This window comes from Bradyrhizobium sp. RDM12 (assembly GCF_051917485.1).
Lineage (GTDB): Bacteria > Pseudomonadota > Alphaproteobacteria > Rhizobiales > Xanthobacteraceae > Bradyrhizobium.
On the sequence record NZ_CM133064.1, the window covers coordinates 5,125,182 to 5,152,102 of the forward strand.

22 protein-coding genes and 5 pseudogenes are annotated in these 26,921 nt (G+C 63.8%); 10 read left to right on the forward strand and 17 right to left on the reverse strand.

Translation table 11 applies throughout. The annotated features are described in order from the left end of the window. Window positions 1–11 precede the first annotated feature (11 nt). The 5 genes from ACTGJ9_RS25105 to ACTGJ9_RS25125 all read left to right on the forward strand — a co-directional run bounded on the left by ACTGJ9_RS25105 (window position 12) and on the right by ACTGJ9_RS25125 (window position 4,686). Window positions 12–788, forward strand: coding sequence for a TatD family hydrolase (locus ACTGJ9_RS25105; RefSeq protein WP_456673283.1), 777 nt, complete (start codon window positions 12–14; stop codon window positions 786–788). A gap of 13 nt (window positions 789–801) precedes the next feature. Continuing rightward, on the forward strand, window positions 802–1,599 hold the full coding sequence (locus ACTGJ9_RS25110) for an MBL fold metallo-hydrolase (protein ID WP_456673284.1): 798 nt from the start codon (window positions 802–804) through the stop codon (window positions 1,597–1,599). A 147-nt stretch (window positions 1,600–1,746) separates the two neighbouring features. Next, a complete protein-coding gene (locus ACTGJ9_RS25115) occupies window positions 1,747–2,352 on the forward strand; it encodes a TRAP transporter small permease (protein ID WP_456678615.1) in 606 nt (201 codons plus the stop codon). 2 nt (window positions 2,353–2,354) lie between these two features. Further along, window positions 2,355–3,668 (forward strand): TRAP transporter large permease, encoded by a 1,314-nt coding sequence (locus ACTGJ9_RS25120; protein ID WP_456673285.1) that lies wholly within the window; start codon window positions 2,355–2,357, stop codon window positions 3,666–3,668. A 40-nt stretch (window positions 3,669–3,708) separates the two neighbouring features. Next, window positions 3,709–4,686, forward strand: a complete 978-nt coding sequence (locus ACTGJ9_RS25125; protein WP_456673286.1) for a TRAP transporter substrate-binding protein — start codon at window positions 3,709–3,711, stop codon at window positions 4,684–4,686. Window positions 4,687–4,786: 100 nt separating this feature from the next. Here the strand turns inward: ACTGJ9_RS25125 and ACTGJ9_RS25130 are convergent, their stop codons facing one another. The 4 genes from ACTGJ9_RS25130 to ACTGJ9_RS25145 form a co-directional block, all read right to left on the reverse strand. Continuing rightward, on the reverse strand, window positions 4,787–6,448 hold the full coding sequence (locus ACTGJ9_RS25130) for an acyl-CoA synthetase (RefSeq protein WP_456673287.1): 1,662 nt from the start codon (window positions 6,446–6,448) through the stop codon (window positions 4,787–4,789). Window positions 6,449–6,474: 26 nt separating this feature from the next. Further along, window positions 6,475–8,358 carry a TRAP transporter large permease gene (locus ACTGJ9_RS25135; RefSeq protein WP_456673288.1) on the reverse strand — a complete coding sequence of 628 codons (1,884 nt, stop codon included), beginning with the start codon at window positions 8,356–8,358 and terminating at the stop codon, window positions 6,475–6,477. Between the two features lie 27 nt (window positions 8,359–8,385). After that, window positions 8,386–9,405 carry a TRAP transporter substrate-binding protein gene (locus ACTGJ9_RS25140; RefSeq protein ID WP_456673289.1) on the reverse strand — a complete coding sequence of 340 codons (1,020 nt, stop codon included), beginning with the start codon at window positions 9,403–9,405 and terminating at the stop codon, window positions 8,386–8,388. 373 nt (window positions 9,406–9,778) lie between these two features. Then, a complete protein-coding gene (locus tag ACTGJ9_RS25145) occupies window positions 9,779–10,465 on the reverse strand; it encodes a carboxylesterase family protein (RefSeq protein ID WP_456673290.1) in 687 nt (228 codons plus the stop codon). Window positions 10,466–10,787: 322 nt separating this feature from the next. Between ACTGJ9_RS25145 and ACTGJ9_RS25150 the strand changes: the two are divergent. Next, window positions 10,788–11,983 (forward strand): annotated as a pseudogene (locus tag ACTGJ9_RS25150) (M24 family metallopeptidase). An 18-nt stretch (window positions 11,984–12,001) separates the two neighbouring features. Here the strand turns inward: ACTGJ9_RS25150 and ACTGJ9_RS25155 are convergent. From ACTGJ9_RS25155 to ACTGJ9_RS25175, 5 genes are all read right to left on the reverse strand, one after another. Further along, the gene (locus tag ACTGJ9_RS25155) at window positions 12,002–12,658 is read right to left on the reverse strand and encodes a hypothetical protein (RefSeq protein ID WP_456673291.1); all 657 of its coding nucleotides are present in this window, start codon (window positions 12,656–12,658) and stop codon (window positions 12,002–12,004) included. 14 nt (window positions 12,659–12,672) lie between these two features. Continuing rightward, window positions 12,673–13,167 carry a type II 3-dehydroquinate dehydratase gene (locus ACTGJ9_RS25160; RefSeq protein WP_456673292.1) on the reverse strand — a complete coding sequence of 165 codons (495 nt, stop codon included), beginning with the start codon at window positions 13,165–13,167 and terminating at the stop codon, window positions 12,673–12,675. Between the two features lie 31 nt (window positions 13,168–13,198). Continuing rightward, a complete protein-coding gene (locus tag ACTGJ9_RS25165; RefSeq protein ID WP_456673293.1) occupies window positions 13,199–14,479 on the reverse strand; it encodes a TRAP transporter large permease subunit in 1,281 nt (426 codons plus the stop codon). A 52-nt stretch (window positions 14,480–14,531) separates the two neighbouring features. Then, the gene (locus ACTGJ9_RS25170; protein ID WP_456673294.1) at window positions 14,532–15,041 is read right to left on the reverse strand and encodes a TRAP transporter small permease; all 510 of its coding nucleotides are present in this window, start codon (window positions 15,039–15,041) and stop codon (window positions 14,532–14,534) included. Window positions 15,042–15,115: 74 nt separating this feature from the next. Next, a complete protein-coding gene (locus ACTGJ9_RS25175) occupies window positions 15,116–16,135 on the reverse strand; it encodes a TRAP transporter substrate-binding protein (RefSeq protein WP_456673295.1) in 1,020 nt (339 codons plus the stop codon). Window positions 16,136–16,364: 229 nt separating this feature from the next. Between ACTGJ9_RS25175 and ACTGJ9_RS25180 the strand changes: the two genes are divergently transcribed. Together ACTGJ9_RS25180 and ACTGJ9_RS25185 are read left to right on the forward strand one after the other, a co-directional pair. Further along, entirely contained in the window at window positions 16,365–17,024 is a 660-nt protein-coding gene (locus ACTGJ9_RS25180) for a GntR family transcriptional regulator (protein WP_456673296.1), read from the forward strand. Between the two features lie 21 nt (window positions 17,025–17,045). Then, window positions 17,046–17,921, forward strand: a complete 876-nt coding sequence (locus ACTGJ9_RS25185) for an SMP-30/gluconolactonase/LRE family protein (RefSeq protein ID WP_456673297.1) — start codon at window positions 17,046–17,048, stop codon at window positions 17,919–17,921. Here ACTGJ9_RS25185 and ACTGJ9_RS25190 read toward each other — a convergent pair. Then, window positions 17,918–18,733, reverse strand: a complete 816-nt coding sequence (locus tag ACTGJ9_RS25190; RefSeq protein ID WP_456673298.1) for a hypothetical protein — start codon at window positions 18,731–18,733, stop codon at window positions 17,918–17,920. The two genes, ACTGJ9_RS25185 and ACTGJ9_RS25190, sit on opposite strands and share 4 nt — an antisense overlap. Before the next feature lie 202 nt (window positions 18,734–18,935). Here ACTGJ9_RS25190 and ACTGJ9_RS25195 point away from each other — a divergent pair. Next, a pseudogene (locus ACTGJ9_RS25195) lies at window positions 18,936–19,507 on the forward strand (helix-turn-helix domain-containing protein). Here ACTGJ9_RS25195 and ACTGJ9_RS25200 read toward each other — a convergent pair. From ACTGJ9_RS25200 to ACTGJ9_RS25210, 3 genes and pseudogenes are all read right to left on the reverse strand, one after another. Continuing rightward, window positions 19,504–21,497, reverse strand: a pseudogene (locus ACTGJ9_RS25200) (primary-amine oxidase). The pseudogenes ACTGJ9_RS25195 and ACTGJ9_RS25200 overlap by 4 nt on opposite strands. Window positions 21,498–21,511: 14 nt before the next feature. Continuing rightward, a complete protein-coding gene (locus ACTGJ9_RS25205) occupies window positions 21,512–22,708 on the reverse strand; it encodes a serine hydrolase domain-containing protein (RefSeq protein WP_456673299.1) in 1,197 nt (398 codons plus the stop codon). A gap of 186 nt (window positions 22,709–22,894) precedes the next feature. Beyond that, a complete protein-coding gene (locus ACTGJ9_RS25210; protein WP_456673300.1) occupies window positions 22,895–23,578 on the reverse strand; it encodes a hypothetical protein in 684 nt (227 codons plus the stop codon). On the opposite strand from ACTGJ9_RS25210, the pseudogene ACTGJ9_RS25215 reads away from it, so the two are divergent. Next, a pseudogene (locus ACTGJ9_RS25215) lies at window positions 23,577–23,777 on the forward strand (helix-turn-helix domain-containing protein); the annotation flags it as partial. The gene ACTGJ9_RS25210 and the pseudogene ACTGJ9_RS25215 overlap by 2 nt on opposite strands. Before the next feature lie 99 nt (window positions 23,778–23,876). Here the strand turns inward: ACTGJ9_RS25215 and ACTGJ9_RS25220 are convergent. The 4 genes and pseudogenes from ACTGJ9_RS25220 to ACTGJ9_RS25235 all read right to left on the reverse strand — a co-directional run bounded on the left by ACTGJ9_RS25220 (window position 23,877) and on the right by ACTGJ9_RS25235 (window position 26,832). Next, window positions 23,877–24,542 (reverse strand): methionine ABC transporter permease, encoded by a 666-nt coding sequence (locus tag ACTGJ9_RS25220; protein WP_456673301.1) that lies wholly within the window; start codon window positions 24,540–24,542, stop codon window positions 23,877–23,879. After that, entirely contained in the window at window positions 24,532–25,665 is a 1,134-nt protein-coding gene (locus ACTGJ9_RS25225) for a methionine ABC transporter ATP-binding protein (protein ID WP_456673302.1), read from the reverse strand. The genes ACTGJ9_RS25220 and ACTGJ9_RS25225 overlap by 11 nt, the downstream gene beginning before the upstream one ends. Before the next feature lie 232 nt (window positions 25,666–25,897). Then, a pseudogene (locus ACTGJ9_RS25230) lies at window positions 25,898–26,005 on the reverse strand (anion permease); the annotation flags it as partial. A gap of 20 nt (window positions 26,006–26,025) precedes the next feature. Beyond that, a complete protein-coding gene (locus ACTGJ9_RS25235) occupies window positions 26,026–26,832 on the reverse strand; it encodes an enoyl-CoA hydratase/isomerase family protein (protein ID WP_456673303.1) in 807 nt (268 codons plus the stop codon). Window positions 26,833–26,921 lie beyond the last annotated feature (89 nt).

A 26,921-nucleotide genomic window follows, 5' to 3' on the forward strand; every position in this document is an offset into this window, starting at 1 on the left:
GCGTACGAGCGATGCTGGTCGACAGTCACTGCCATCTGGATTTTCCCGACTTTGCGGAGGATCTCGACGGAATCGTGTCGCGTGCCCGCGCGGCCGGGATCGGCCGTATGGTCACGATCTCGACGCGGGTGCGAAAGCTCGATCAGCTTCTCGCCATCGTGGGGCGGTACGACGACGTCTATTGCTCGGTCGGTACCCACCCGCACAATGCGGATGAGGAAGACGGCATTTCGCCGGACCAACTGATCGCGCTGACGCAGCATCCGAAGGTGGTTGCGCTCGGCGAAGCCGGGCTCGATTATTTCTACGATGACGGCTCGCCGGAGGCGCAGGCGAGGGGCTTTCGTGCCCATATCGCCGCGGCCCGCGCCACCGGGCTGCCGCTGGTGATCCACACCCGCGAGGCGGACGAGGATTGTGCGCGCATCCTGGAAGAAGAGGCGGCACGCGGATCGTTTCGCGCCGTGCTGCATTGTTACACCGGCGGCCGCGAGCTGGCGCTGAAGGCGGTATCGCTTGGGCTCTACATCGGCTTCACCGGCATCCTGACCTTCAAGAAGTCGGATGCCTTGCGCGCGCTGGCGGCCGAACTGCCGTCCGACCGTATTCTGGTTGAAACAGATTCACCCTATCTTGCGCCGGGCAAGTTCCGGGGCAAGCGCAACGAGCCGGCGTATGTGGTCGAGGTCGCGAAAGTGCTCGCCGAGACGCGGGGCGTGTCGCTCGAAGAGATCTCGCGCCAGACCAGCGAAAACTTTTTCCGCCTGTTCTCGAAGGTGAAAGCTTGAGGTTCTGAGCCGCATGACGCTGACGCTGACGATCCTGGGGTGCGGCTCTTCCGCTGGCGTCCCGCGCCCGGCCCTCGGCTGGGGCGCCTGCGATCCCAACAATCCCAAGAACCGCCGCCGGCGCTGCTCGTTGCTGGTCGAACAGACTTCCGACCACGGCACCACGCGCATCGTGATCGACACCTCACCGGACCTGCGCGAGCAGTTGATCTCGAGCGATGTCGACCACATCGACGCGGTATTCCTGACGCACGAGCATGCCGACCAGACCCATGGCATGGACGATCTGCGCTCGGTCGTGATCCATATGCGCAAGCGCATTCCGGTCTATTTCAACCAGTCGACCGCGAAAGATATCATGGCGCGGTTCTCCTATTGCTTCATCTCGCCGGAGGGCAGCGACTATCCGCCGATCCTGACGCGGCATTCGATCGAGGCAGGCGGGAGCCAGATCATCCGCGGCAAGGGCGGAGACGTGACGATGACCGCCTTCCGGGTCCAGCACGGCAACATTCCCGCGCTTGGCTATCGCATCGGCAATGCCGCCTACACGCCCGACCTCAACGACATCCCGCCCGAGAGTTTTGGCGCCCTGGAAAACCTCGATCTCTGGATCGTCGATGGCCTGCGCTACACCCAGCATGTCAGCCATTTCAGCATCAACGACGCGCTGTCCTGGATCGAGCGCTTCAAGCCGAAGCGCGCCGTCATCACCAACATGACGGCAGATGTCGACTACGAGGTCATCCGGCAATCGCTACCCGCGGGCGTGGTGCCTGCCTATGACGGCTTGCGGCTGGAGACGCACTGAATCCAACGGAAAACGTTGCCGAAGCCCGGCATGCTCCTTGCTTTCGCAAGCCCCGTCATGTTGGTCTAACGTCTCAAAGACAAGCGTCGGATGGAGGCGATAATCAAGCGAGGCTGGCGATGTCGCCGAGCTTGATTGAGCCGCGATATGAGGATGGGGGCCGGGTTGGCAGGACACGGCGATAACGTAACGGCTGTTGGACCGGTCCGACGGGTTCTGGATCTGCTCTACCTCGGTGCGGGTTACGCTGCCGGCGTCTTCCTGTTCGCGATCTTCGCAATCATGATGGTCATGTCGATCGGGCGGCAGTTTGCGCTCAATATCCCTGCCGGTGACGATTTTGCATCGTGGTGCATGGCCGCGATGGCGTTTCTGGGCCTTGCCCACACCTTCAAGCGCGGCGAGATGATCCGGGTCGGCCTGCTGCTCGAGCGCTTGCACGGGCGAAGCAAGCAGGTCGCGGAGATCGTGGCACTCGGCATTGCGACGGCCTTCGTCCTCTACTTCACCCGACATGCCGTGCAGATGACCTACGATTCCTGGCGCTTCAACGACGTTGCGCAGGGCGTGGTTGCACTTCCTCTCTGGATTCCCCAGCTCGGCTTTGCCGGCGGTCTTGCGATCCTGTCGATCGCGCTGATCGACGAAATGGTCAATGTCGTCGGCGGCCACCGTCCGAGCTACGACAAGAGCTCTCCGGACGAGACGCCGGATGAATTTATCGAACGGATCTCGCAAGGCGGCGGCGGTTGACCATGGCCAATCCTGGCATGATCGAGCTATCGCTCATCCTCCTCGGGGTCATGATCTTGCTGCTGGGAAGCGGCATCTGGATCGCGGTTTCGCTCGGGCTCGTCGGCTTCGTTGCGATGGCGCTGACCACGAGCCTGCCACTGGGGTCGGTGCTTGCAACCACCACCTGGAGCGCGAGCGCGTCCTGGACGCTGGCGGCATTGCCGCTGTTCATCTGGATGGGCGAGATACTGTTCCGAACAAAACTGTCGGAAGAGATGTTCCGCGGACTTTCGCCCTGGGTTCAGTGGCTGCCAGGGCGCCTGACCCATGTCAACGTCATCGGCTGCGGCATCTTTGCGGCTGTGTCGGGCTCCTCGGCCGCGACCTGCGCAACGATCGGCAAGATCGCACTGCCGGAGCTCGACAAGCGCGGCTACGACAAGGGGCTCAGTCTTGGGTCGCTGGCGGGCTCCGGCACCCTCGGCTTGCTGATCCCGCCGTCGATTCCGATGGTCGTCTACGCGGTGACGGCGAACGTGTCCGTGCTTCAGGTCTTCCTTGGCGGCTTCCTGCCGGGCGTGCTCGTGATGGTGCTCTATTCCGGCTACATCATCATCTGGTCGCTACTCAATCCCAAAAAGATTCCGCCGCGCGACCCGCCAATGCCGTTTCGCCGGAAGCTGCAAGAGTCCGCCAAGCTCGTCCCGTGCCTGCTTCTGATCCTGGCCGTCTTCCTCTCGCTCGTGCTGGGTTTTGCGACCGCGACCGAATGTGCCGCCTGGGGTGTTAGCGGCGCGCTGCTGCTGGCGTGGTGGAGCGGCACGCTCACGCGCAAGACCTTCTTCGAAAGCATCATGAGCGCGACGCGCCTGACCTGCATGATCATGCTGATCCTGGCAGGCGCTGCCTATACGACGGCCGCGATGGCCTATACGGGCATCCCGGCGGCGCTTGCCACTTGGGTCCAGGGACAGCAGCTCACGCCCGGGATGCTCGCGCTGTATCTGAGCATCATGTACATCATTCTCGGATGCCTGATTGACGGCATCTCGATGATCGTCCTGACCGCGGTCATCGTGCTGCCGATGGTCAGGCAGGCCGGGCTCGACCTGGTCTGGTTCGGCGTCTACCTCATCATTCACGTGGAGATGGCGCAAATCACGCCACCGGTCGGCTTCAACCTGTTCGTGCTCCAGAACATGAGTGGCCGCGATACTTTCACCGTGGCGCGTGCGGCGTTCCCATTCTTCGTCCTGCTGCTGGCGGCGGTGTTCATCATCACCGAATATCCGCAGATTGTGCTGTACCTGCCCAAGCTCGCCTTTCCCGACTGATCGCACCTGGGCTTCGAAATTGACCGTGAGGAGAAGTACGATGACCTTTCATTTACTCCGCGCAGGCCTGATTGCAGGCGCCGTGTTGGCCGCTGGGCCCGCCTTGGCCCAGACGAAATGGAATCTGCCGGCGGCATACCCGTCGGACAATCCGCACTCGGAAAATCTGGTTGCCTTTGCCAAGGACGTCGAAGCAGCCACGTCGGGAAAGCTCCTGATCACCGTTCATCCGAACGCGTCGCTCTTCAAGGCGCCCGACATCAAGCGCGCGGTCGTGACCGGGCAGGCGCAAATGGGTGAGCTGCTGCTTTCAATCCACGAAAACGAAGATCCCGTTTTCGGGATCGACGTCGTGCCGTTTCTCGCGACCAGTTTCGCGGAGTCGATGAAGTTGTATCAAGCCTCGAAGCCGGCAATTGCCAAGAGACTCGATGCACAGGGTATCAAGCTGCTCTTCGCCGTGCCCTGGGCACCACAAGGCGTTTATGTCAACAAGCCGCTTGCCACGATCGAGGATATGAAGGGACTGAAATGGCGCGCCTACAACGTCGGAACGGCGCGCATCGGCGAGTTGGTCGGCGCCCAGTCGGTCACGATCCAGGCGGCCGAACTGCCACAAGCTCTTGCGACCGGCGTGGTGAATTCCTTCATGTCGTCTGGCGGCACGGGGTACGATTCCAAAGCCTGGGAGTCCCTCAAGTATTTCTATGACGTGCAGGCCTGGATTCCGAAGGACTACACCTTCGTCAACAAGGCTGCATTCGAGGCGCTCGACAAGCCCACGCAAGACGCCATCCTCAAGGCCGCCGCCGCTGCCGAAACGCGCGGCTGGAAGGCCTGGGAAGACAAGGCCAATTGGTACATCGATCAGCTCAAAGCCAAGGGTATGATCGTTGAGCCGCCCAGCCCGGCGTTGAAGGCCGGGTTCCAGAAGGTCGGCGAGCAGCTCACCGCCGACTGGCTCAAGAAAACAGGTGCGGACGGCCAGGCATTGATCGACGCCTACAAGAAGATGTGAGGACGGGGAGGGCTTTCGTCCGCCGCGTGCGAGCGGGCGGAAGCCTCCTGCACATTCGTGACGGCCCGCGTTTCTACATGTGTCCAAAACCGGAACGAAGTCAGGCTGTGATCGCTTTGGCCGAGCCGACCTCGTTGCGCAGCAGGAATTTCTGGATCTTGCCCGTTGACGTCTTCGGGATCGGCCCGAACACGACGGCCTTCGGAGTCTTGAAGCCGCTCATATGCGTGCGGCAGAAGGCGATGATGTCGGCCTCGCTCGCGCTTGCGCCGTCCTTGAGCTCGACGAAGGCGCAGGGCACTTCGCCCCATTTCGGATCGGGCTTTGCCACCACGGCAGCAAACAGCACGGCCGGGTGTTTGTAGAGAATGTCCTCGACCTCCACCGACGAAATATTCTCGCCGCCGGAAATGATGATGTCCTTGGAGCGATCCTTGATGGTGACGTAGCCGTGCTCGTCGAGCACGCCGAGATCGCCGGTGTGAAACCAGCCGCCCTCGAAGGCGTCCTTCGTCGCCTTCTCGTTCTTGAGGTAGCCCTTCATCACGATGTTGCCGCGGAACATGACCTCGCCGATGGTCTCGCCATCGCGCGGCACCTCCTGCATGGTCTGCGGATTGATGACCGTGACGCCTTCCTCGAGCGGGTACGGCACGCCCTGCCGCCGCTTCATGCGCGCCCGCTCGGGCGCTGGAAGCTCGTCCCAGCCGGGCTGCTCGGCGCAGACGGAAGCGGGGCCGTAGACTTCCGTCAGGCCATAGACGTGCGTGAGCTTGATATCGATGCTTTCCGCGCCTTCGAGCACGGCGACCGGCGGCGCAGCGCCGGCGATGAGACCGGTGACTAGGCGGCCCGTCCCGCCGGTTGACGTTTGTTTGGGCGCATCGGGCGCATTGATCAGCGTGTTGTAGACGATCGGCGCGCCGCACATGTGGGTGACGCCGTGCTGCTTGATCAGCTCGAAGATTTTGGTCGGCTCGACCTTGCGCAGGCAGACGTTGATGCCGGCAGCCGCCGCGATGGTCCAGGGGAAGCACCAGCCGTTGCAGTGGAACATCGGCAGTGTCCAGAGGTAGACGGGATGTTGGCCGAGCTGGCCTGCGAGGATGTTGCTGACGGCATTCAGATACGCGCCGCGATGATGGGTGACGACGCCCTTGGGATTGCCCGTCGTACCCGACGTGTAGCTCAGCGCGATCGCGTCCCATTCGTCCTCGGGCGAGATCGCCGTGAAGCCGGGATCGCCTTGCGCGACCGCCGCTTCATATTCGATTTCGCCGATGCGCTTGCCGCCCTTGAAGGCGACATCGTCGACGTCGATCACGAACGGCTTTGGCCCGCTCATCTGCGCCAGCGCGTCGGTGATCACGCTGGAGAATTCGGGATCGACCAGAATGATTTTTGCGCCGCCATGGTCGAGCTGAAACGCGATCGAGGGCGCATCGAGGCGGATGTTGAGCGCATTGAGCACGGCACCGGTCATGGGCACCGCGAAGTGGGCCTCGTTCATCGCCGGAATGTTCGGCAGCATCACAGCGACGGTATCGCCGACGCCGATGCCCTTGCCGGCGAGATAGGACGCAAAACGCTTGCAGCGTTCATGGGTCTGAGCCCACGTGAAGCTGCGGCCTTCGTAGACCGTGCTGACGTGATTGGGATAGACAGCGGCGCTGCGCGCGAGGAAGCTCAGGGGCGACAGCGGCACATAATTGGCGGGGGTCTTGTCGAGGCCGATATTGTACTGGTTCTGCCGATCACTCATCGACACCCTCCTTGACGCCGCGCGGTTTACAGGAATCCGATCGAGATCCAGGGGAAGACCGCGACGATGATCAATCCCGCCAGCAGCGCCAGCAGATAACCCCAGATCGGCCTGACGCCCTCGGCCGGATCGACGCGTCCGATGGCGCAGGCGGCATAATAGCCGACGCCGAATGGCGGGGCGAATAGCCCGATACCCATCGCCAGGATAATGATCATGGCGTAGTGCACCTCATGCACGCCGACGAGCCGCGCGATCGGAAACATCAGCGGTCCGAACAGCACGATGGCAGGAATGCCCTCCAGCACGCTGCCGAGGACCACGAAGGCCAGGATCGAGACGGCGATGAAGGTGGCGGAGCCGCCGGGCAGGCCGGTCATGGACGCTGCCAGCGCGCGCGAGAAGCCGGATTGGGTCAGGCCCCAGGCCATGCCGGTCGCGGTCCCGATGATCAGCAGGATGGCGCCGGACAGGCACGCGGTCTCGATCAGCATCGGCAGCAGCCGCCGCCAGTCGAATTGGCGATAGATCAGGAGCCCGATGATCAGCGCATAAACGATGCCGATGGTCGAGACTTCAGTGGCGGTCGCAATGCCTTCGACCACGGCGTAGCGGATGACAAACGGCAGGGCCAGGGCAGGGATGGACACGACTAACGCACGGGCAATCTCGCCCCACGTTGCACGTGTGACGTGGCTCAGATCCTCGCCGCGATAGCGCCACCACACCAGCCCCGACAGCGTCAGCGCCAGCACGACGCCCGGCAGCAGGCCACCGGTGAACAGCGCCGAGATCGATACGCCCGTGACCGAGCCGATGGTGATCAGCACGAGGCTCGGCGGAATGGTTTCGGTCTGGGCGCCGGTGGCAGCCAGGAGCGCAACGAGATCGCCGGGACGGGCGCCACGCTGCTTCATTTCCGGAAACAGCACGGGCGCAACGGCGGCCATGTCGGCCGCCTTGGCCCCGGAGATGCCGGAGACGAGATACATGGCTCCGACCAGCACATAGTGCAGGCCGCCGCGGACATGACCGAGCAGGCTCGCCAGGAACGTCACCATGGCCCGCGCCATCCCGGTCATCTCGATCAATAGCCCCAGAAACACGAACAGCGGCACCGAGAGCAGGATGAGGTGGCTCATGCCCTCGTCCATCCGCCCGACCAGCACCATCAACGGCGTCCGCGTGGTCAGCGCCAGATAGCCAAAGATCGCCAGGCCAAATGCGAACGCGATCGGCACGCCTGCGAACACGCAGAAGCCGACCACGCCGACGAAGAAGATGATGAGATTGATATTGCCGAGCGGCTTGAGCAGCGGCTGCGCGAACCAGAACAGCGCGATCAGGACGACGACCGTGGCGGCCGCCGCCAGCAAGGTCTTGAAATCGCCGACGCGGAGCAGCCGCAGCACTGCAAACAGCACCATCAGGCAGATGCCGACGGGCAGCGCCGCGGCGCGCCAGGTGTTGGAGATCTGGAGCGCCGGCGTGGTGATGAAACTCTCTTCGTAGGCGTATTCGTAGGCCGGATGCACGATGAGCAGCAGGAACGCCAGCGCTGCGCAAGTCGCGACCACGTCGAGATAGGCCCAGAGCCTGGGGCCGGCGCTCGCGACCAGCGCCGTCATCCGCATGTGCTCGCTGCGGCGGAACGCGACCGCCGAGCCAAGCATCGCCAGCCACAGGAACAGCATCGAGGCCAGCTCGTCCGACCACACCAGCGGCGCATGCAGCGCGTAGCGCGAGACCACGCCGGCAAACAGGATCACGACCTCGGCGACGACCAGGATCGCCGCCGGGATTTCGACCAGCCATTTCAGTGCAAGCTCGATGGAACCGAGCACAGGCCGGCGGCGAGGGGGTGTTGCCACCTCGCCGGCCACAGCCGGCGTCATATCGACATGAGCCATGGCAAGGCCCCTATTGCTGCTGACGCGTTACGACAGCTTGCCGACGGACTTTTCGAGCAACTCCCAGGGCTTCTCGCCGTACTTGCCCTTCCACTCCGCGTAGAAGCCGGCCGCGCGCAGCTTGTCGCGGAACGGCCCAACCTCGGGCTGGTTGAACGTGAGACCTTTGCCCGCCAGTTCCTGCCTGACGCTGATATTGAGCTTCTCGGTGTCCTCGCGCTCCTTCACGGCGGCGGCGTTGACGTTCTTGGCGACGATGGTCTTGATGTCGTCCGGCAGCGCCGCCCAGGCGCGGCGGTTCATCAGGAACCAGAAGCCGTCCCACATGTGATTGGTCAGCGAGCAGTATTTCTGGACCTCGTAGAGCTTGGCCGTCGAGATCAGCGCCAGCGGGTTCTCCTGGCCCTCGACGATCTTGGTCTGCAGCGCCGAATAGACCTCGGCGAAATTGATCGAGGCGGGCGAGGCATCGAACGCCTTGAACATCGAGGTCCACAGCGGCGACACCGGCACGCGGATTTTGAAGCCCTTGAAGTCGTCCGGGCCGTTGATCGGCTTGGTCGAGGACGTGGTCTGGCGGAAGCCGTTGTCCCAGATCTTGTCCATGACCTCGAGGCCGGCCTTGTTGATCTCGCCGCGCACATAGGCGCCAAGGTCGCCGTCCATGGCCTTCCAGACCGTGGGGTAATCCGGGAACGCGAAGCCGATGCCGTTGATCGAGGCCGCCGGCACCAGGGTGGCCAGGATCAGGCCGGACAGCGTGAAGAACTCGACGCCGCCGGAGCGCACCTGGCTCAGCATGTCGGTGTCGGAGCCGAGCTGGCTGTTCGGGAAGACCTGGAGGTCGAACCGGCCGTTGGTCTCTGTCTTGATCGCAGCCGCCATCTCACGGGCGCGCGCCACGAAGGGATGCGACTCAGGCAGGTTGTTGGCGAACTTGTAGGAGAACTCGGCGGCCTGGGCACGGGCGACATAAGGCGCGCCGACGCCGCCAAAGACGGCGGTCGCGGCGGAGGCCTTGAGAAGCGTGCGGCGGGAAAAACTCATGGGTCTGCTTCCTCGGAAGTTTGTTCTTGTTGTGAGACGCAAACCTATACGGACGTCCGGTCGGCAGTCATCTGCGATCTCGCGAAGCTCGCTTATTGCAGCCGGACAAGGTCGCGGCAATATCGGCTTTCGGCAGATAGGCCGAATTCAAAAAGGCGAAAACAACCCCATGCACAGTAGCCGTCGAGAGCTGGGGCGATGGCCGATGATCGGTCCGCACATCGGCCGGAAGCGAAGGCGTGGTGACAGGAACTTTGCCTAAATAACTGATACAATTAGATATAAAGATATTCCATAATATACCTTATGCGAATTACGGATATGGCTATCCCGGCTTAGGTGCGGCTTGGCGCCTAGTCGCTTAAATGCCTCCTCACCCGGTCAGGGCTGGCCTCGCAGGCCGCGGCCATCGCGACGCATCGTCGCCGCGCGGGCCTCTCAGGCTGTGCTTGCTTCGAAACGGATGTCGTCCGCGAACGGTGTCATCCGAGAGCGTCCGGCCGGCGATCAGGACGGCGCTGCGAAGTCGTAAGAGATCCGTCAGGCGATAGGCCGCCGAGACGACGATGATGCCCTTGGCCGCCAGCTTGGCCGCGTTGAACTCGACCTCGGAATTGTTGCCGTGGCGGTTGCCGCCGCCGTGGTAGTACACCATCACCGGGAGCGAGGCGCTCGCGGGTTTCGCCGGGGCCCAGACGTTCAGATAGAGGCAGTCTTCGCTGTCCTTGGGATCCTTCGCCGCGTCCCAATAATATTCATTGAAGTAGAACGTCCCCGGCGGATTGGCGCCGGCGAGCTGGTAGCATCGGTTCGGCCATGCGCTGCTGTCCTTGACGCCCGACCAAGGCATCACGGGCTGAGGTGCCCTCCAGCGGTTGTCGCCCACCGGAGGTGCCGCGAACGGCACCGCCTTGTAGATGGTGACCCCTACAACGTCGGAAGCAACGCCGCGAATCTTGCCGCCTTCCACTGCGATGGAGGACTCAGAGGTCTGGGCAGACGCGGACGACGCAGCAAGTCCGGCCAGAGCCACAACGGACAGCAGTCTGGTGAGCTTCATAAGCCGTTCCTTCCCTTTTACTGTTGGCTCATTGCAGCCCGAACCAACTTATTGCCGGCTACATTGGACGACGGGGGCTGCGAGCACTAATGCCTTATCGGAATGGCTTGAGAACAAAACGGTATGTGGCGTCGGATTGCCGGCCGAGCGCCTGCAAGCTCACGCCTTGGTGAAGAGACCGCGCCGGCCAAATCCAGGGCTATCCGGAACTCCTCTCCTGGCCCACAATCAATCCAACTTAAGGACCTTCCGACTGTTCATCGGATGGTCGCGGCTACGACAGGAAGCGCGGTCCAAACCGCCATCGACTGGGAGGTCCATCATGCAGGAGAACGTCGCTCGCGCGATCAGCTCGCGCGCCATTCCATTTGACGCCGCCAAGCTCGATCGTCTCATGGAGGCCGCAGGGCTCGATGTCCTGATCGCGACCTCCAAGCACAATGTGCAGTACCTGCTTGGCGCCGAGCGCGCGATCTTCTTCGACTACATGGATGCCCTGGGCGTCAGCCGCTATCTGCCGGTGCTGGTCTATCCCAAGGGCGCGCCTGACAAGGCTGTCTATATCGGCCATCGGCTGGAGACCCATCAGCGCGCCGTCGCGCCGCCCTGGGTGCCGCAGGTCCGCACCGAGTCGAACGGCTCGGTCGACGCGATCACGCGCGCGGTGACGCTGATCCGGGATGCCGGTGTGCTGTTGAAACGGGTCGGCGTCGAGATGGCGTTCCTGCCGATGGATGCAGGAAGGCGCTGGCCGACGCTCTGCCCGGGGCCGAGCTCAAGGACGCGCTGCTGGTGCTGGAGCGGCTGCGGGCGGTGAAGTCGGCGGATGAACTGAGGCAGCTCAAGACAGCCTCGGAGCTCGTGATCGCATCGATGCTGGAGGTGATTGGCAAGCACGGGCCGGGGACGACCAAGCAGCAATTATCGGACGCGTTGCGCATCGCCGAAGCCAGCCGCGGGCTGACCTTCGAATACTGCCTGCTCGCCTGCGGCAGCAGCCACAACCGGGCGCCGTCATCGCAGCGCTGGGAGCAAGGCGACGTGCTGTCGCTCGACTCCGGCGGCAATTATTACGGCTATATCGGCGATCTCGCGCGCATGGCCGTGCTCGGCGAGCCCGACACCGAACTGACGGATTGTCTCGGCGAGATCGAGGCGGTGCAGCGCGCGGCCTTTGCCGCGGTCCGGCCGGGCGCCATGGGCGGTGATATCTATGTCGCGGCCGAGCGGCAGCTCGCCCGGATCAGCCAGCGCGGCTGCACGGAGTTCTTGGCCCACGGCATGGGCCTTGTCAGCCACGAGGCCCCTCGCCTGACCGCCACGGGTCCGGTTCCCTATGACGACACCGATGCCCGGCTGCCGCTCGAGCCCGGCATGGTGGTGTCGATCGAGACCACGATGAAGCATCCCAAACGCGGCTTCATCAAGCTTGAGGATACGGTCGTGGTGACGCCTGGCGGTCACGAGATCTTTGGCGAAGGTGGCCGCGGCTGGAATCTCGGCGGCATCGCGCTCTAGCGCCATAGGACGTCGCGATCAGCCGAAATCGGCGACGCGGGCGTCGAGCGTAAACATGGTTTGATAGACTTCCGGCTCGCTGGCCCGGCCGAGAACGTCGGGCGCAATCGTGACCGCCTGCTGCAAGGCGGCCTGCAGCGAGGCGGCGTCGAGTGCCTCGATCAACAGAAGGCCTGTGAAGAAACCCTCCTGCTTCCGCATGCCCTTTTCGGTGGTCGGCACCGATGTCCGCGCCGCGTCGGTTGCGCCGATCTGGACGGCGGCGATGCCGTCGCACCCAACGAGCACCTCGGCCAATTCTTGCGGGTTGCCGGGCAGCTTCTCGATGCGCAACGCGGCGATCGTGGCCCCCTCGCCGCGCCCTGCGCGCGTCACCATGGTGCCGCCGCCCCGCATGAAATTGCCGAGCTTGGGCATGATGCGCTGCGACCACGACGTCGGTGCATTGAGGCGCGCCAGATAGGCTTCGCCATCGAGGACCTCGGGTGTTTCCAGCTCGTACAGGATGAAGAAGCGATTGACGTCGTCCCGCGTCGCGCGGAAGACGCGCGATGCCAGAAAACCCCTGGTCGTGACGCGCTCCGTGGTGTGCTCGCGCGTCAGCCAGTGGCGGTAATCGGTGAGGTCCTGCGCCGCGACGTCGCTCCAGATGGCGAGAAATCCAGATCCGCGCATTGCGTTCTCCTGGCTTACGTCCGACCAGCAGCCGCAAGCCCGTGAAGAGCCGGCGGGATTGTTGCCGGCAGCTGCCCGAGCTTTTGGACGGCCGCGAGCATCGCGGCGAGATAGCCGTATGGGCCCAGCCCGCAAATGACGGCCGTGCAGGCGCCCGATGTGATGGAGTGGCGGTGAAGCTCGTCGCGCGCATGGATGTTGGAGATGTGCAGCTCGATCTTCACGCCTTCGAAAATCTTCAGCGCATCGATCAGCGCGATCGAGGTGAAGGAATAGCCGGCCGGGTTGATGATGATCACGTCCGCCTTGCCATGAGCTGACTGGATCAGGCTGACGAGTTCGCCTTCCATGTTGGACTGATGGAACGAGATCGCGACGCCGAGTTGGTCGGCCAGCGCCTGGCAGCTCGCCTCGATCTCCTGCAGCGTCGTCCGGCCATAGATATGCGGCTCCCGGATGCCGAGGAAATTGAGATTGGGCCCATTGAGGATCATGATTTTCGCGGCCATTGCCCTGCTCCGTTCCGTTGTGTCCGATAAACTAGCCGCCGAACCACTTGGCCGGGATTGTCACCAGTCCCGGGAATAGCACCATCGCAAACAGGACAATCAGTTGCGCGATCATGAAGGGCCAGACGCCCTTGATGATCTCCTCCATGCTGATCCTGGAAACACCGCAAACGACGTTCAGCACCACCCCGACTGGCGGCGTGATGAGGCCAATGGCGTTGTTGATGATGAAGAGCACGCCGAAATAGACGGGATCGATATGCGCCGCCTTGATGATCGGCATCAGGATCGGCGTCAGGATCAGGATCGTCGGCGTCATGTCGAGCGCCGTGCCGACGATCACCACCACGACCATGATCGCGAGCATCAGCAATGTGTTGTTGCCCATGAATGGCTTCAAGAGATCGACAACCTGTGCCGAAATCTCCGATACGGTGATGAGCCAGGAGGACACCAGCGCGGCCGCGACCAGGAACATCACGATGCTCGTCGTCACCGCGGAGGAAACGAACACCTCATAAAGCTGCGACAGCTTCAATTCGCGATAGATGCAGGTCGCCACGAACAGCGCGTAGACGGCGACGACGACCGCAGCTTCGGTGGGCGTGAAGATACCGAAACGCAGACCGACCACGATGATGACAGGCAGCATCAGTGCCCAGAATCCGTCGATGACGGCCTTCATGATCTCGGACAAGGAGGCCCGCGGCGGCGGCGTCAGGTTCTCCTGCCGCACCACCCAGGCCCAGGCGAGGCAGAGCCCTGCCCCCAACAGCAGTCCGGGCACGATGCCCGCCAGAAACAGTTTTGAGATCGAGACGCCGGCGGCGACGCCGAAAATGACGAACCCGATGCTGGGCGGAATCACGGGGGCGATGATGCCGCCGGCTGCCACCAAGCCCGCCGCATAGGACTTCTTGTGTCCAGCCGCCACCATCATCGGCACCAGAAGCGCCGCAAGCGCCGCGGCGTCGGCCGCGGCCGAGCCCGACAGCGAGGCGAGGATGCAGGACGCCAGGATGGTGACATAGCCAAGTCCGCCGCGAAAATGCCCGACGGCAACGAGTGCGACATTGACGATGCGCTTGGCCAGACCGCCCTTGTTCATGACCTCGCCTGCGAGCATGAAGAAGGGAATGGCCATCAGCGGAAAGCTGTCCGCGCCATTGATGACGTTCTGCGCCACGATCTGGGCGTCGAACATGTCGATCGTGCTCATCAGGGCCACGCCGCAGACGATCAGCGCGAAGGCGATCGGCATGCCGAGCGCCATGGCGCCGAGCAGCGAGAAGGTGAAGACGGCGATCGTCATGGCATGATCCCGGTGGTGCGCGTGCCAATCGGCAAGATCTGGGGCGGCAACATCAGTGCTCTTCCGATTCCTTGATGGCCACCATGTCGGCTTCGCTGGCCTGCCCGGCGAGGACACGGAAGAGGTCGTAAAGAAGGATCACCGCAGCGGACGCGCCGAAGATCACGCCGACGGCGTAAAAGATACCGAGCGACAGACCGGTTGCCGGCGCCCGATCGTCGATGTTGATGATGGTCTGACGCCAACTGCCCGAGAGCAGCAGCCAGTCGGCAAACAGCATCAGGCAGTAGTTGACGACGAAGCAGATGCGCTTGCCGGTGGCCGGCAACATCCGGACCAGACTATCGACGCCGAGATGGGCGTGCTCGCGTAGTGCGACGATGGCACCGAGGAAGGTCAGCCAGACCAAGAGCCAGCGCGACAGCTCCTCGGAAATCGTGATGCCGGAGTTGAAGCCGTAACGCAGAACGACGTTGCCGAACACCAGCACCACCATCACCGCAAGACAGGCGGCGATGACGGCCTTCAGGAAGCTGCAATAGAGGTCGAGAGCTCGCGCCATGCGTGACGTCCCGGCAAATGAGGGGTGAGCCGGCCAGTGGCCGGCTCCGCCGCCCGCGTGATGAGAGAAATCGGCTATTTCACGTCCTTGCGGATGCGCTCGACTTCATCGTTGAAGAGCTTCACCGTCTCGGGACGAAGACCGGCAGCGATCTTGTCCGCGACCGGCTGCGACGTCTTGCGCATGCGCTCGGTCTCCTCGGGAGCGATCGCGTTGTACTGCATGCCCTTGGCCTGCAATTCCGCCAGCGCCTTGTCGGTCTGAAGCCGCGTCTGCTCCTTCTGATAGCCGCGGCTTTCTTCATAAGCCTCGCGCATCAGGCGCTGCTCGGTCGGCGACAGCTTGTCCCAGAAGATCTTGCTCACCAGAATGATGTTCAGCGTGAAGGTGTGATTGGTGGCGGAGACGTATTTCTGCACCTCGTAGAATTTGTTGGAGAGAATGACCGTGTAGGGATTCTCCTCGCCGTCGACGGTGCGGGTCTCCAGCGCCGAATACAGCTCGCCGAAGGCCATCGGGACCGGATTGGCCTTAAAGGCCCCGAAGGTCTCAAGATAGACCGGGTTCGGAATCACGCGAAGCTTGAGGCCGCTGAAATCTTCGACCTTGGTAATCGGCCGGGTGCTGTTGGTGACGTTGCGGAAGCCCAGGCCCCAATAGCCGAGGCCGATCAGCCCCTTCGAAGGCAAGGTGTCGAGCATCGCCGTGCCGAATTTGCCGGTCGCGAGCGCATCGGCCTGCTCGGTCGTATTGAACAGGAACGGGAAATCGATAAGACCAAATTCCGGAACGACCGTCGCGAGCGATGTCGTCGAGGCCGACAGCATCTCCTGAGTGCCGCCGCGCAGTGCAGACTGCTGCTGCAGCTCGTTGCCGAGCTGTGAGGCCGCGAACTCGCGGACCTTCATCTTGCCCCCGCTCTTCGCCAGCAGGATTTCGGCGAACTTCCGTACGCCAAAGCTGACGGGGTGATCGGTATTGTTCAGGTGCCCCCACCTGATCGTCCGCTCCTGGATGTCATCCGCGGCGGATGCGCCGACCGTCAGCGCCACGCAGATCGCCGTCGCCGACAGCGCCCGTAACAACAAGCTCATCGTTTCCTCCCTGTTCCCTGGGGCACGAACGGCGGCTTTATGCGCTTGTTTTCCGTGTCCTCAGCTTATTCAGACATCATAGATGTATTTCTATGTCAAATGACATTCTGTGCTTCATATGAGATTTCTATAGACGGTGGATGTTTGAGTCTGCTATAGTGCTGGCGATATTGATGGTTCGACTGCCCCACGGCGGATGGCGGTCCGGACGAGCGGGATCAGAAGGCATATGATGGCACTCGAGGAACGGCCTTTGTCGGCGGGCGACAGCGGCTATCAACGCATCCGTTCCGACATCATTTTCGGCGTGCTGACGCCCGCCGGGCGTCTCAAGCTCGATGCCATGAAGGAAGACTACGGCGTCAGCATCTCGACGCTGCGTGAGATCCTCAATCGCCTCACGTCTGAGGGGTTCGTGGTGGCCGAAGGCCAGCGTGGGTTCGAGGTAGCGCCGATCTCGATCCAGAACCTGCGCGAGCTCGCCGATCTGCGCATCCTGCTGGAGCATCATGCCATGGCCGAGTCGTTCCGCGCCGGCGACGTCGAATGGGAAGGCCGCGTGGTCTCGGCGCATCACAAGCTGGCCGCGACCGAACGCACCGTCCTCACCGATGGCGACGATCCCGAGCTGCGCAAGCGCTACGACGGTGAATTCCATCAGGCGCTGATTTCGAGCTGCGGCTCACGCGAGTTGATGCACACCCACGCCATCGTGTTCGACAAATACTTCCGCTATGCGTTGCGCTATCGCGGCGCGGAGACGATCAACCAGCACAAGGCGCTGCTGGAATGCGCGCTGAAGCGAGACATCAAGAACGCACGGGCCGTGCTGAGCGAGCATATCAATGGGTGCGTCGCTCACGCCCTGTCCTCCTGGAAGGACGCCTGATCGCCCTCGCCCGCCCGCAACATGACCATGAATTCGATTTCCTCCGGCAAGGTCGAGACCGCAGTCGCCAGCACGGATATTCTCGGCGAGACGCCATTGTGGTGCGACCGTTCCCGCAAGCTGTGGTGGATCGACATCGACGGCAGGCTGCACCAATCCTTCGACCCGGCGACGGGCACCCATCACGTGACCTCCTACGATTGCCAATTCCTCGGCAGCCAGGCCCTGACGGCAGGCGGTTCGCATCTGCTCGCGCAGGATTTGACCCTCCACCATCGCCAGACCGTTATCGACGTCGAACGCGGCCGCGACAACCGCCTCAATGACGGCCGCGTCGACGCCCGTGGCCGGCTATGGATCGGCACCATGGACAACCAGCTGCACCGCCCGAACGGCGCGCTCTATCGGGTGACCGGAGACAGACAGGTGGCGCGCATCTTCGGCGACGTCATCGTGACCAACGGGATTGCGTTCTCGCCGGACAATCGCACGCTCTATTTCACGGACACGCGGCGCTACCGCACCTGGGCGTTCGACTTCGATCTCGACGACGGCGTGATCCGCAACAGACGCCTGTTTGCGGATTACAGCGCCTCGCAGCAGCGACCCGACGGCGCCTGTGTCGATGTTGCCGGCGGGCTCTGGACGGCGCTCTTCTCGGGCAATCGGGTGGTGCGCTATCGGCCGGATGGCACGATCGACACGGTCATTGCGCTGCCGGTCACCAATCCGACCTGCCTTTGCTTCGGAGGCAGCGACCTCAAAACGCTGTTTGTGACGACGGCGCGGAAATTCCTGGATCGGCGGCAGCTCAGCATCGAGCCTCAGGCTGGTCATGTCCTTGCCGTTCACGGCGTCGCGCAGGGGCTGCCGGAGCACCGTTTCCTGGCTGGTTAGCGCAGCGACAGCAGCTCGAGCTGGCTCTGCGCCTTCTTGACGGCCGACGCGTACCAGCTCTGGCTCGGCGCCTCCCTGGCGAAGCACTTTGCGTAGGCGTCCATCGCCTGATCTTCCTTCGCCATGGAGTCCTCTGGGACCTTCCTGGCCATCATCTGCTTCCAGACCTTCTCACAGACCGGAATCTCGGCCGTCTTGATGGCGTCGGTCGCGGCGAGGAAGAACATCTTCTCGCCCTGGATCGCGACGACGTCGATCTCGTGCGGCGGCCCTTTCAGGTCGCCATTGCCGCGCACGCCGAGCACGGCGACCGCGACGCTCGCGGATGCGGGTTTGGTGATCGGCAACTCGGCATATTTGGCGAACGCGGAGTCCTGGATTGCTTGATAGTAGAAGCGCTCCGACTTGAACGCCGCATCGATCTCCTGCGGCATACCGTCCTCGCGGTGCTCGCGCAGCCAGTGCTTGAGCAGCGTGGTCGTGGTCACCACGGCCTGAAGCTTGTCGCCCTCTGAGGCAAAACCGAGCCCGTCGAGATGGCCGAAACCGGAGTCGCCCTTGAACAGCGTGTCGGCGTTCGATTTGCCCTCAGCCGGCAGCCCCTTGATCGTGACGGGACCGACCAGGCCGCGCAGCACCCCGGTCAACTCATTGAGCGCGGCATCGTGCTGCTTGGAGGTGTCCTCGCCTTCCTTTGCCTTGGAGAACATTGCAATGTAGCGGTCGCGCAGATCGAGATAGTGCTGCTCGGGCGTGGCCGCGTGTGCGGGCGCGGCGAAGGCGAGCAGGCAGAGCAAGGCAAGCGATCTCATTGCGATGACCGGAAAGCTGGAGGCGATCTCCAGTCTTGGTGGCGTTGCCGAGCCGGAAGGTTCATCCGGCGGCGCGCCCTGCCCCGTCCGAGAACCAATCCTTCACCATGGCTTGCAGGTTCGATTGAGCGCAGGGAACCGGAGAGGTAAAATTCAACTGCAGATTTTTCAGCAAAGGCTGGGGCATCCCGGGGCGACGTCCATGAGCGAATTGCGCGCTGCGACCAGGCAATCCACGGCGAGGACCGGGATCATCGAATTTGACGGCGCCAGGGGCACCGTGAGCATCCCGTGCACCATCGCTGATGTCTCCGGCACCGGCGCACGGCTGAAGCTCGACTGGTCGCTGGCATTCCCGAAGGAGGCGACGCTGGTCTTTGCCGACGGCTTGCGAAAGACCTGCCGTGTGGCCTGGCAGAAACGCCGGCTGCTCGGCGTCGCATTCGCCGATGGTGTCGCCAGCGCGGCTGAGCAGGCGCTGATGATGACCGAGGAAGAGCAAGCCCTGCACCGGCAGCATATTGGCGCTCAGGTCAAGGAGCGCGCGAGGCGCGTGGCTATACCGAGGCCCAGATTGCCAACCTCGTCGGCGTCTCGCCCGAGTTCGTCTCACGCGCCGAGAGCGGTGAGATCAGCATCCCTCTTCACCAGCTCACCCACATGGCCGATCTGCTGCTGGTCGATCTCGACAGCCTCGTTGCAGGCCCGGCGTCGATGGAAGTGCCGCCGGCCGAGCTAGCTGCGGACGCCTCTGCCGAGGCCCTCCTCGGTTAGCTCTTGTGGCAGCACGAGCCGCCGTCCGCGCTCTGCGGATCGCCCGCCAGCACGCTGCGGCTGTTGCGCTCCGGCGGGATATCGCCGGCGGCATTGGCCGCAAAGAAGCCGGTCGGCTTCAGCGTGAAGCCGGCATATTCGACCGGCATGATCGGAAAATCCTCCGGCTTGCAGATATGGGTGTGGCCGAAGGAATGCCACACCACGATATCGGTGTTCTCGATGTTGCGGTTCTGCGCGGCGTAGCGCGGCAAGCCGTCGCCGCCGGCATGGTTGTTGGGATAATCGCCGCTGGCGTACTTTTCGTCCCGATCGAACGCGGTGACCCAGACGTGCCTGGTCGCAAAGCCGCCGCGCTTGCGCACGTAGCTACCCTCCTGCGCCAGCATCAGCGGGCTCGGGTTGACGACGAGCTTGTAGGCGGGTGCATTGCCGACCGAATTGGTCTCGTTGGGATTGCTGATCTTCCAGAACCGGCCGGTCTCGCCATTGGCGATGGCTGCGGCATCGCGCTCGCGTGAAAGAATGCGCGCCGTCGTGTCGAACGCGTTGCCGTGCGGATTGTCGTGGCCCCAGGGCCGCGGCACGAAGTCGTGCTCGCTGACGGTGTTGCCGCCACCGTCGAGATCCATGTGTAGGCGCACGTTGAAGAAATGCTGGTGCGTCGGGCCGCCGAGATTGTCGTCGACCATGCCGCCCCATTTGTACTTCTCGCCCGGCTGCACGGCGGCGGTCTGGATGATGCCGGTGAGCTTTGTCTCCAGCTGGATCGTGCCGTCCTGGTAGAGGTACCAGTAGAAGCCGTAATCGTAATTGCCGACGGTGGCAAAGAACGAGATCACCAGCCGGCGTGAGCGCCGCACCTCGAACAGGCCGTTGCGGAATTCGTAGTGCTTCCAGGCAATTCCGTAGTCTTCTTCATGCATGCAGATAGCGTTCTGCATGACAAAGGGCTCGCCCTTGTTGTCGGCGGCCGGCACGTCGAAATAATGGATGTTGCCGAGGCAGTCGCAGCCGAGCTCGAGCGCATTGGCGAGCATGCCGAGCCCGTATTCGCCGGCATCGAACGCCGACTTCCAGAAATGGTTCGCGGTCGGATCGGCGTAAGGCACCACCATCTCGGTGACGCTGGCGCGATGAATCAGCGACCGCCTGCGCATCCCGTCCTGATAGGCAAGCTGATGCAGCACCAGGCCCTCGCGCGGCGTGAAGCCGATGCGAAAATTCCATTTCTGCCAGTCCACCTTCCAGCCATCGACCTTGAAGCTCGCACCCTCGGGCTGCTCGATATGCAGCGGCTTGATGTCGGTGCGCGGGCTGGTGACTTCATGCGCACCGTAGTTCCGCTTCTTGCGCGGGATCGGCACGATCGGATCTGCGTCGGTGAGATCGATGACCCTGCCACCGATCAGGTCGACCACGGCGACCACGCCCTCGATCGGATGGGCATAGCCGTTGTCCTGGAGGTGCTCGCGAAAGAAGCTGACGGCGCGGACGATGCGCGCGCCGCGCTCATATTCGAAATCGAAGAAGCCCGAGGAGAACGGGTCGACCTGGACCAGTTCGATGTCCTTGTCCGTGAGCCCGCGCCGATACATCGCCTTGCGCCAGCCGGGATCGGCCTTGACCACGGCTTCGCACTTGAAGAACTCTTCGAGCATCACCGACGGCTGCCCATAGGGCGCCTCGCGGTTCGGAATGACTTTTCGGATGACGATCTCATTGCGGGCGAGATCGACGATGTGCTCGATCGCCTCGCCGGTCACCACGTCGAGCGTCAGCACGAAGGCGCGGCGCGGCGTCCGCCTGCGGCCAGCTCCTGCTTGGTCGGCTCTTCCAGCCGCACCGTCGGGAAGCGGCAATTCTCGGGCGAGGTCGCCGCCGCACGCACCAGCGCACAGGCCGCCGCGATCTCCTCGGCCGTCAGCGGATCGAGTGGATGCGGCGTCGCGGTCCGCGTCGACGGTTTGGCTTTGACGGTGTCGAGCATGTGGTGTCCTGACGTCAGCGCGGGGAGAGATGCGAAGCGATAGCGCGGAAGCCGGCGAGCCAGCGGAGGTCGATCGGGACGTCCATCGCCTTCGGCTGGGTCGCGAGCTTGACGATGACGGTGTCCGAGTCGAGGTCGACATGCAGCAGTTGGCCGTGGATGCCGATCGCGGTGAGCGCATTGCGTGCCGGATCGACCGTGAACCATTTGCTGCGATAGCGCGCGCCCGGAAAGAACTCGGCGAGGTCGCCGTCAGCCCACGCCTTTGGATCGCCGTTCTCGCGGATATCATCGATCCACCATCCCGGCACGACCTGGCGTCCCTCCGCCACGCCGCGATTGCGCATCATCTCGCCGAAGCGCAGCAGGTCGCGCGCGGTGACGGAGATACCGCCGGCGAGGCGGCCCATGCCGTGGCTGTCGAGCGTGAGCGAGCCGTCCTCCTCGGTGCCCAAGGGCTGCCAGAGATATTCGGAAAGGATGCGATGGTAAGGCATGCCGCAGGCACGCTCATAGACCCAGCCGAGCACCTCGGTGTTGGTGGAGACGTAGTGGAACACCTTGCCATGCGGCTTGCCGGTGCCGCGGAGTGTAGCGAGATAGGCCCGCTGATGGCCGGGCTCGACGCCGGGCGGCGGCACATCCCAGCCTGACGAGAAGCGATAGCGCGCGACGTCGCCGGCCGGGTCTTCGTAATCTTCCTCGAATTGGATGGCGACGGCCATGTCGAGGAGGTGCCGGACGGTGCACGTGCCGTAGACCGAGGTCTCCAGCTCCGGCACATAGCGCACCACCCTCGCCTCGGGATCGACCAGGCCGCGCGCGGCCAGCACGCCGCCGAGCGTGCCGGCGACCGCCTTGCTGATCGAACAGATCAGATGCGGCGTGGTGGCGCCCATGCCGTCGCCGTACCATTCGTGGATCAGCGTGCCCCGATGCATGACCAGCAGCGTGTCCGCAAAGGTCTCGCGCAGCGTGGCTTCGATCGTGGTCGGCTTGCCGTCGGGCGCGGTGAAGCCGAGCTTTGCCAGCTCGCGTGGCGCGCTTGGCATCGGCGTCGGGCGCGCCGAGCGGCGGATTTCGGCGGTCGGCAGCACTTCGCGGGTGTGGGTAAAGCCCCAGCGGATGGCGGGGAAGCTGCGCCAGTTGGCGCGGGTGACCTGGGCCTCGGGCGCGGGCGGGCTGCCGCGCATGATCTCGGTCGGTCGCATTTCGGTCCCTCCGCAGAACGCGATCCCGGCTACGATGCCGGGCATGGCAATGAGGAAGACTGCACGCCGGCCGCATCGAGCGTTATCGAGATCCGGCAATATTTTGCTGGACAGCGCCCGTGGCCGTGCCAGTCTGGCGTGGTTCTTGCTAGCCCGGTTGTCAGATTCTGACGTGCTGTCATGGCCTTAAGCGCAATTCTTCCGGTTCAAGACTCGGTTGCCAGCCTGTTTCAGGCGATTAGCAGTGATGTGGACGAGCATTGCGCCTCCCTCGGCCGCTGGCGGCTGAGCTACGACCAGATCAGTGCCGGCGCATTCACGGGAAGCTTTACCCAGCTCTCCCTGCCGCGCGTCCAGGTGTTCCGCGAGGTAACCGGCCAGCGGGTCCGCCAATACGGCCAGCTCGGTGCCGACAGCTTTGGCATCGGGCTGCCCTGGCATGGCGACGGCGAGATCAATTGCAACGGCGCCAGCGTCGCAGGCACCCAGGTCATCGCCTGCATCGACGCCGAGGTCGACATGTGCACGCCGAAGGCGTTCGAGCTCCGCGGTGTCGTCACCAGCGCGGCGCTGATCGAGGAACTGGCTGCCAAATTCGACATCGAATTGCCGCGCGCGGTCTGGCACCAGTTGCGGGCAATGGAGATGGCCGAGGCGCCGGTCGCGCGGTTGCGCCAGCTTCTCACGGCGATCCAGGAGACCATCACGAGCGCGCCCAGGCGTTTCGACGATTCGGCCGCCCGGCGGGCGCTCGAAGATGCCCTGCTCGTCGAGATCATGGACATGCTGCCGACGGCGCGCCCTGCCGATCGCGGCCGCAGCGCGGCAGCGCGCAAGCGCACTGTCGACCGCGCCCGCACGCTGATGCATGGCAGTGGCGACCGTTCCCTCTCTGCTCGAGGTCTGCAAGGCGGTCGGCGCCAGCCCGCGCAAGCTCGGCTATTGCTTCCAGGAAGTCCTGGGCACGAGCCCGATGCATTATTGGCGCGCGATGCGGCTGAACCGCGTGCGGCGTGATCTCAAGCGCGGCGCCGAGACGTCGGTCTACGACATCGCCGTGCAGCATGGCTTCTGGCACTTCAGCCAGTTCTCACGCGACTACAAGCGCCATTTCTCCGAGCTTCCTCGGAGACGCTGCGGCGCGCCAGGCTGGCTCTGCCTCACTCTATCAGCGGTGCCGCAGCCGGCGGTTGACCCGGCGCGCCAGATAGTCGCCCGCGCTCTGGACCAGTTGCACCAGCGCTATCAGAACGACGACGACGGCCAGCATCATCTCCGGCATGAAGCGCTGGTAGCCGTAGCGAATGCCGAGATCGCCAAGCCCGCCGCCGCCGACGGCGCCGACCATGGCGGAATAGCCGAGCAGGCTGACCACCGCGAGCGTCAGCGCCAGTAGCAGGCCCGGCAGCGCCTCGGGGATCAGGACCTTGAACACGATCTGGATCGGCGAGGCCCCGAACGAGGACGCGGTCTCGATCAGGCCGCCGTCGACCTCACGGATCGCGGCCTCGACCAGGCGCGCAATGAACGGCGCCGACGCAATGGTCAGCGGCACGATCGCCGCGGTCGAGCCGATCGAAGTGCCCGCAACGAGCCGCGTGAACGGGATGATGGCGACGACCAGGATGATGAAGGGCGTCGAGCGGGTCGCATTGACGACGATGCCGAGCACGCGATTGACGGCGGGAGCCGCGAACAGCTCGCCCTTGCGGCTGGTGGCGAGGAAGACGCCCAGCGGCAGGCCAAAGGCCGTGCCGAGCAGCGCCGCGATGCCGACCATGTACAGGCTCTCGAAGGTCGCCTGGATGATCAGATTGATGAGTTCAGGCGACATAGCCGAGACGCTCCGCCGAGAATTGATATTGAGACAGCCAGGCCAGCGTGCGGGTTGCCGCGCCCTCGCCGCCAGAAATGCCGATAGGTATGCCGAGCACCAGCGAGCCGACGTGCTGGCCGCCGATCTCGTCAATGCGCGCCGACAGCAGCGAGACGTCGAGACCGAGCTCGCGGGCGAGCCGCGCGATCAGCGTGTCGCCGGCCCCTGCCCCGCGCACCTGGATGCGGATCACGGCGTGGCTGCCCGGCTCCTGCACGATCCGGCTGGCCAGCGAGACCGGTAGGCTGTCGCCGGTCACCTCGGCCAGGAAGGACTGCGTGATCGGATGCTTCGGGTGGGTGAAGATATCAGCGACGTGGCCGCTCTCGACCACGTGGCCGGCATCGAGCACGACGACTTCCTTGGCCAGCTGGCGCACGACGGACATTTCATGGGTGATCAGCACGATGGTCACCCCGAGCTCGCGGTTGATGTTGGCGAGCAGATCGAGGATCGCGCGCGTGGTCTGCGGATCGAGCGCGGAGGTCGCCTCGTCCGACAGCAGTACGCTCGGCCGGGTCGCCAGCGCACGGGCAATGCCGACGCGCTGCTTCTGGCCGCCGGAGAGTTCTGAGGGGTAGCGGTCGTGCTTGTCGGCGATCCCGACGAGGTCGAGCAGTTCGGTCACGCGGGCGCGGATGTCGGCCTTGGCCCAGCCGGCGATCTCCAGCGGCAGCGCGATGTTGTCGGCGGCGGTGCGCGACGACAGCAGGTTGAAGTGCTGGAAGATCATGCCGATCGAGCGCTGCGCCAGCCGCAACTCGCGGCCCGTGAGCATCGAGATGGCTCTGTTGTCGACAACGACGCGGCCCGTGGTGGGCTTCTCCAGCCCGTTGATGAGCCGAACCAGGCTCGACTTGCCGGCGCCGGAGCGGCCGATCACGCCGATGATCGAGCCGCGCGCGATCGCGAAGTCGATGCCTTGCAGCGCGTTGACGCCGGGCTTGCCGCGATAGGCCGGATAGGCTTTCGAAATATTTTCGAACCGGACCATCGCCTCCGGCTCAGCCGCGGCGTCTCGGATATGAACCGGCTGTCCGATCACCAGCGATGGGTGCGCATTCATGGAAACGGCTTTCATGCACGATATTTAGCCCGCCCGCCGCAAAGGCGCACGAGAACCAGGTCGCTCGCAGTCCAAGCGAGGGAGGGTGGAACAGTGGCAGGACCCGAATAACGGCGCTGCACTGCAGCACACCCTCGCTTTTTCCGGTCTTTCTTGCAATTTCAGATATTTGCGGGGAGTTAGGCGAAGTTTTCCCAATCCTTCGCCCTGGAAGCAAATTCGTCTCCCCGGAGGATCCACCTTCGGCACCGATGAACCACTGGCCCCAGCTAAGATCGACGCCGACCGTCTTCCTGGCCATCGCGAGTGCCGCCGCGTTCGGCGCCAGTGCAGTGAAGAATAGCGAGCTCGTGACATCGCGACCACATAGCCGATCTAGCGCCCCCTGAAGCGCGGTTTGCGCCGCGTCAGGAACGCCTCGACGCCCTCCCTGTGGTCCTCGCTGAGGCTTGCCAGCGCAAACTGGTCGACGTCCATGTGACTGGCGAGATCGTCGAGCGCATGCGCAAGCCGGTTGACGGTCAGCTTGGTCATGGCGACCGAGAGCGGAGGCTGCGCGGCCACCTTGCGCGCCAACTCCATGGCGGCATCGAAGGCGTGGCCGGGGTCGACGACCTGCTCGACAAGGCCCCATCGATAGGCCTCGTCAGCGGAGATGCGCTGGTCGGCCAGGATCACGGCCTGCTTGGTGCGGGCAGGTCCAATCAGATGCAGCATGCGAGGGATGCTCTGCCAGCTCATGTTCATGCCGAGCCCGATCTCGGGCACGCGCAGATGTGCATCGCTCCCCATCACGCGGAAGTCGAGCGCGACCGCAAGCGCCACGCCGCCTCCGACGCAAAAGCCTTCGATCGCCGCGATCGTGATCTGCTCCATCTCCTGCCAGGCGCGCGTCAGGCGCGGCCCGAGCTTGAGGTGCCGCCGCAGCGCGCCGAGATCCATCTCCTTGCGCGAGCGCCCTTCGGCGTCCTTCAGATCGAAGCCAGCGCTGAACGCGCCCGCATTGCCCGTCAACACCACGACGGATGTCATCGCATCATCCTCGAAACTGCGCGCCGCCGCCGTGAGCTGGCGCAGCGCCTCCGGTGACAAGGCGTTGACGCCATCGTGGCGATCGAACCGCACCACCGCGATCCGCCCCTCGGGACCGAGGCCTTTCTCGATCTTGACGAAGTCCTTCATGGCGCATCTCCGAAGCTGATTTTCGCCTGATCGTAGCGCACAAACGGCGTCACGAATACGTGGCTGGATTGCGCCGCAACGAGCCCTCG

What these genes read in the sequence shown, in the direction of transcription:
- ACTGJ9_RS25175 (WP_456673295.1), bottom strand. Translation starts at nt 16,135, where the DNA reads ATGAGCTTGTTGTTACGGGCGCTGTCGGCGACGGCGATCTGCGTGGCG.
- ACTGJ9_RS25235 (WP_456673303.1), bottom strand. Translation starts at nt 26,832, where the DNA reads ATGAAGGACTTCGTCAAGATCGAGAAAGGCCTCGGTCCCGAGGGGCGG.
- ACTGJ9_RS25140 (WP_456673289.1), bottom strand. Translation starts at nt 9,405, where the DNA reads ATGAGTTTTTCCCGCCGCACGCTTCTCAAGGCCTCCGCCGCGACCGCC.
- ACTGJ9_RS25190 (WP_456673298.1), bottom strand. Translation starts at nt 18,733, where the DNA reads ATGAGATCGCTTGCCTTGCTCTGCCTGCTCGCCTTCGCCGCGCCCGCA.
- ACTGJ9_RS25135 (WP_456673288.1), bottom strand. Translation starts at nt 8,358, where the DNA reads ATGGCTCATGTCGATATGACGCCGGCTGTGGCCGGCGAGGTGGCAACA.
- ACTGJ9_RS25160 (WP_456673292.1), bottom strand. Translation starts at nt 13,167, where the DNA reads ATGGCCGCGAAAATCATGATCCTCAATGGGCCCAATCTCAATTTCCTC.
- ACTGJ9_RS25115 (WP_456678615.1), top strand. Translation starts at nt 1,747, where the DNA reads ATGAGGATGGGGGCCGGGTTGGCAGGACACGGCGATAACGTAACGGCT.
- ACTGJ9_RS25225 (WP_456673302.1), bottom strand. Translation starts at nt 25,665, where the DNA reads ATGAAAGCCGTTTCCATGAATGCGCACCCATCGCTGGTGATCGGACAG.
- ACTGJ9_RS25165 (WP_456673293.1), bottom strand. Translation starts at nt 14,479, where the DNA reads ATGACGATCGCCGTCTTCACCTTCTCGCTGCTCGGCGCCATGGCGCTC.
- ACTGJ9_RS25130 (WP_456673287.1), bottom strand. Translation starts at nt 6,448, where the DNA reads ATGAGTGATCGGCAGAACCAGTACAATATCGGCCTCGACAAGACCCCC.
- ACTGJ9_RS25210 (WP_456673300.1), bottom strand. Translation starts at nt 23,578, where the DNA reads ATGCATCAGCGTGCGGGCGCGGTCGACAGTGCGCTTGCGCGCTGCCGC.
- ACTGJ9_RS25185 (WP_456673297.1), top strand. Translation starts at nt 17,046, where the DNA reads ATGACCATGAATTCGATTTCCTCCGGCAAGGTCGAGACCGCAGTCGCC.
- ACTGJ9_RS25105 (WP_456673283.1), top strand. Translation starts at nt 12, where the DNA reads ATGCTGGTCGACAGTCACTGCCATCTGGATTTTCCCGACTTTGCGGAG.
- ACTGJ9_RS25125 (WP_456673286.1), top strand. Translation starts at nt 3,709, where the DNA reads ATGACCTTTCATTTACTCCGCGCAGGCCTGATTGCAGGCGCCGTGTTG.
- ACTGJ9_RS25170 (WP_456673294.1), bottom strand. Translation starts at nt 15,041, where the DNA reads ATGGCGCGAGCTCTCGACCTCTATTGCAGCTTCCTGAAGGCCGTCATC.
- ACTGJ9_RS25110 (WP_456673284.1), top strand. Translation starts at nt 802, where the DNA reads ATGACGCTGACGCTGACGATCCTGGGGTGCGGCTCTTCCGCTGGCGTC.
- ACTGJ9_RS25220 (WP_456673301.1), bottom strand. Translation starts at nt 24,542, where the DNA reads ATGTCGCCTGAACTCATCAATCTGATCATCCAGGCGACCTTCGAGAGC.
- ACTGJ9_RS25205 (WP_456673299.1), bottom strand. Translation starts at nt 22,708, where the DNA reads ATGCGACCGACCGAGATCATGCGCGGCAGCCCGCCCGCGCCCGAGGCC.
- ACTGJ9_RS25120 (WP_456673285.1), top strand. Translation starts at nt 2,355, where the DNA reads ATGGCCAATCCTGGCATGATCGAGCTATCGCTCATCCTCCTCGGGGTC.
- ACTGJ9_RS25145 (WP_456673290.1), bottom strand. Translation starts at nt 10,465, where the DNA reads ATGAAGCTCACCAGACTGCTGTCCGTTGTGGCTCTGGCCGGACTTGCT.
- ACTGJ9_RS25155 (WP_456673291.1), bottom strand. Translation starts at nt 12,658, where the DNA reads ATGCGCGGATCTGGATTTCTCGCCATCTGGAGCGACGTCGCGGCGCAG.
- ACTGJ9_RS25180 (WP_456673296.1), top strand. Translation starts at nt 16,365, where the DNA reads ATGATGGCACTCGAGGAACGGCCTTTGTCGGCGGGCGACAGCGGCTAT.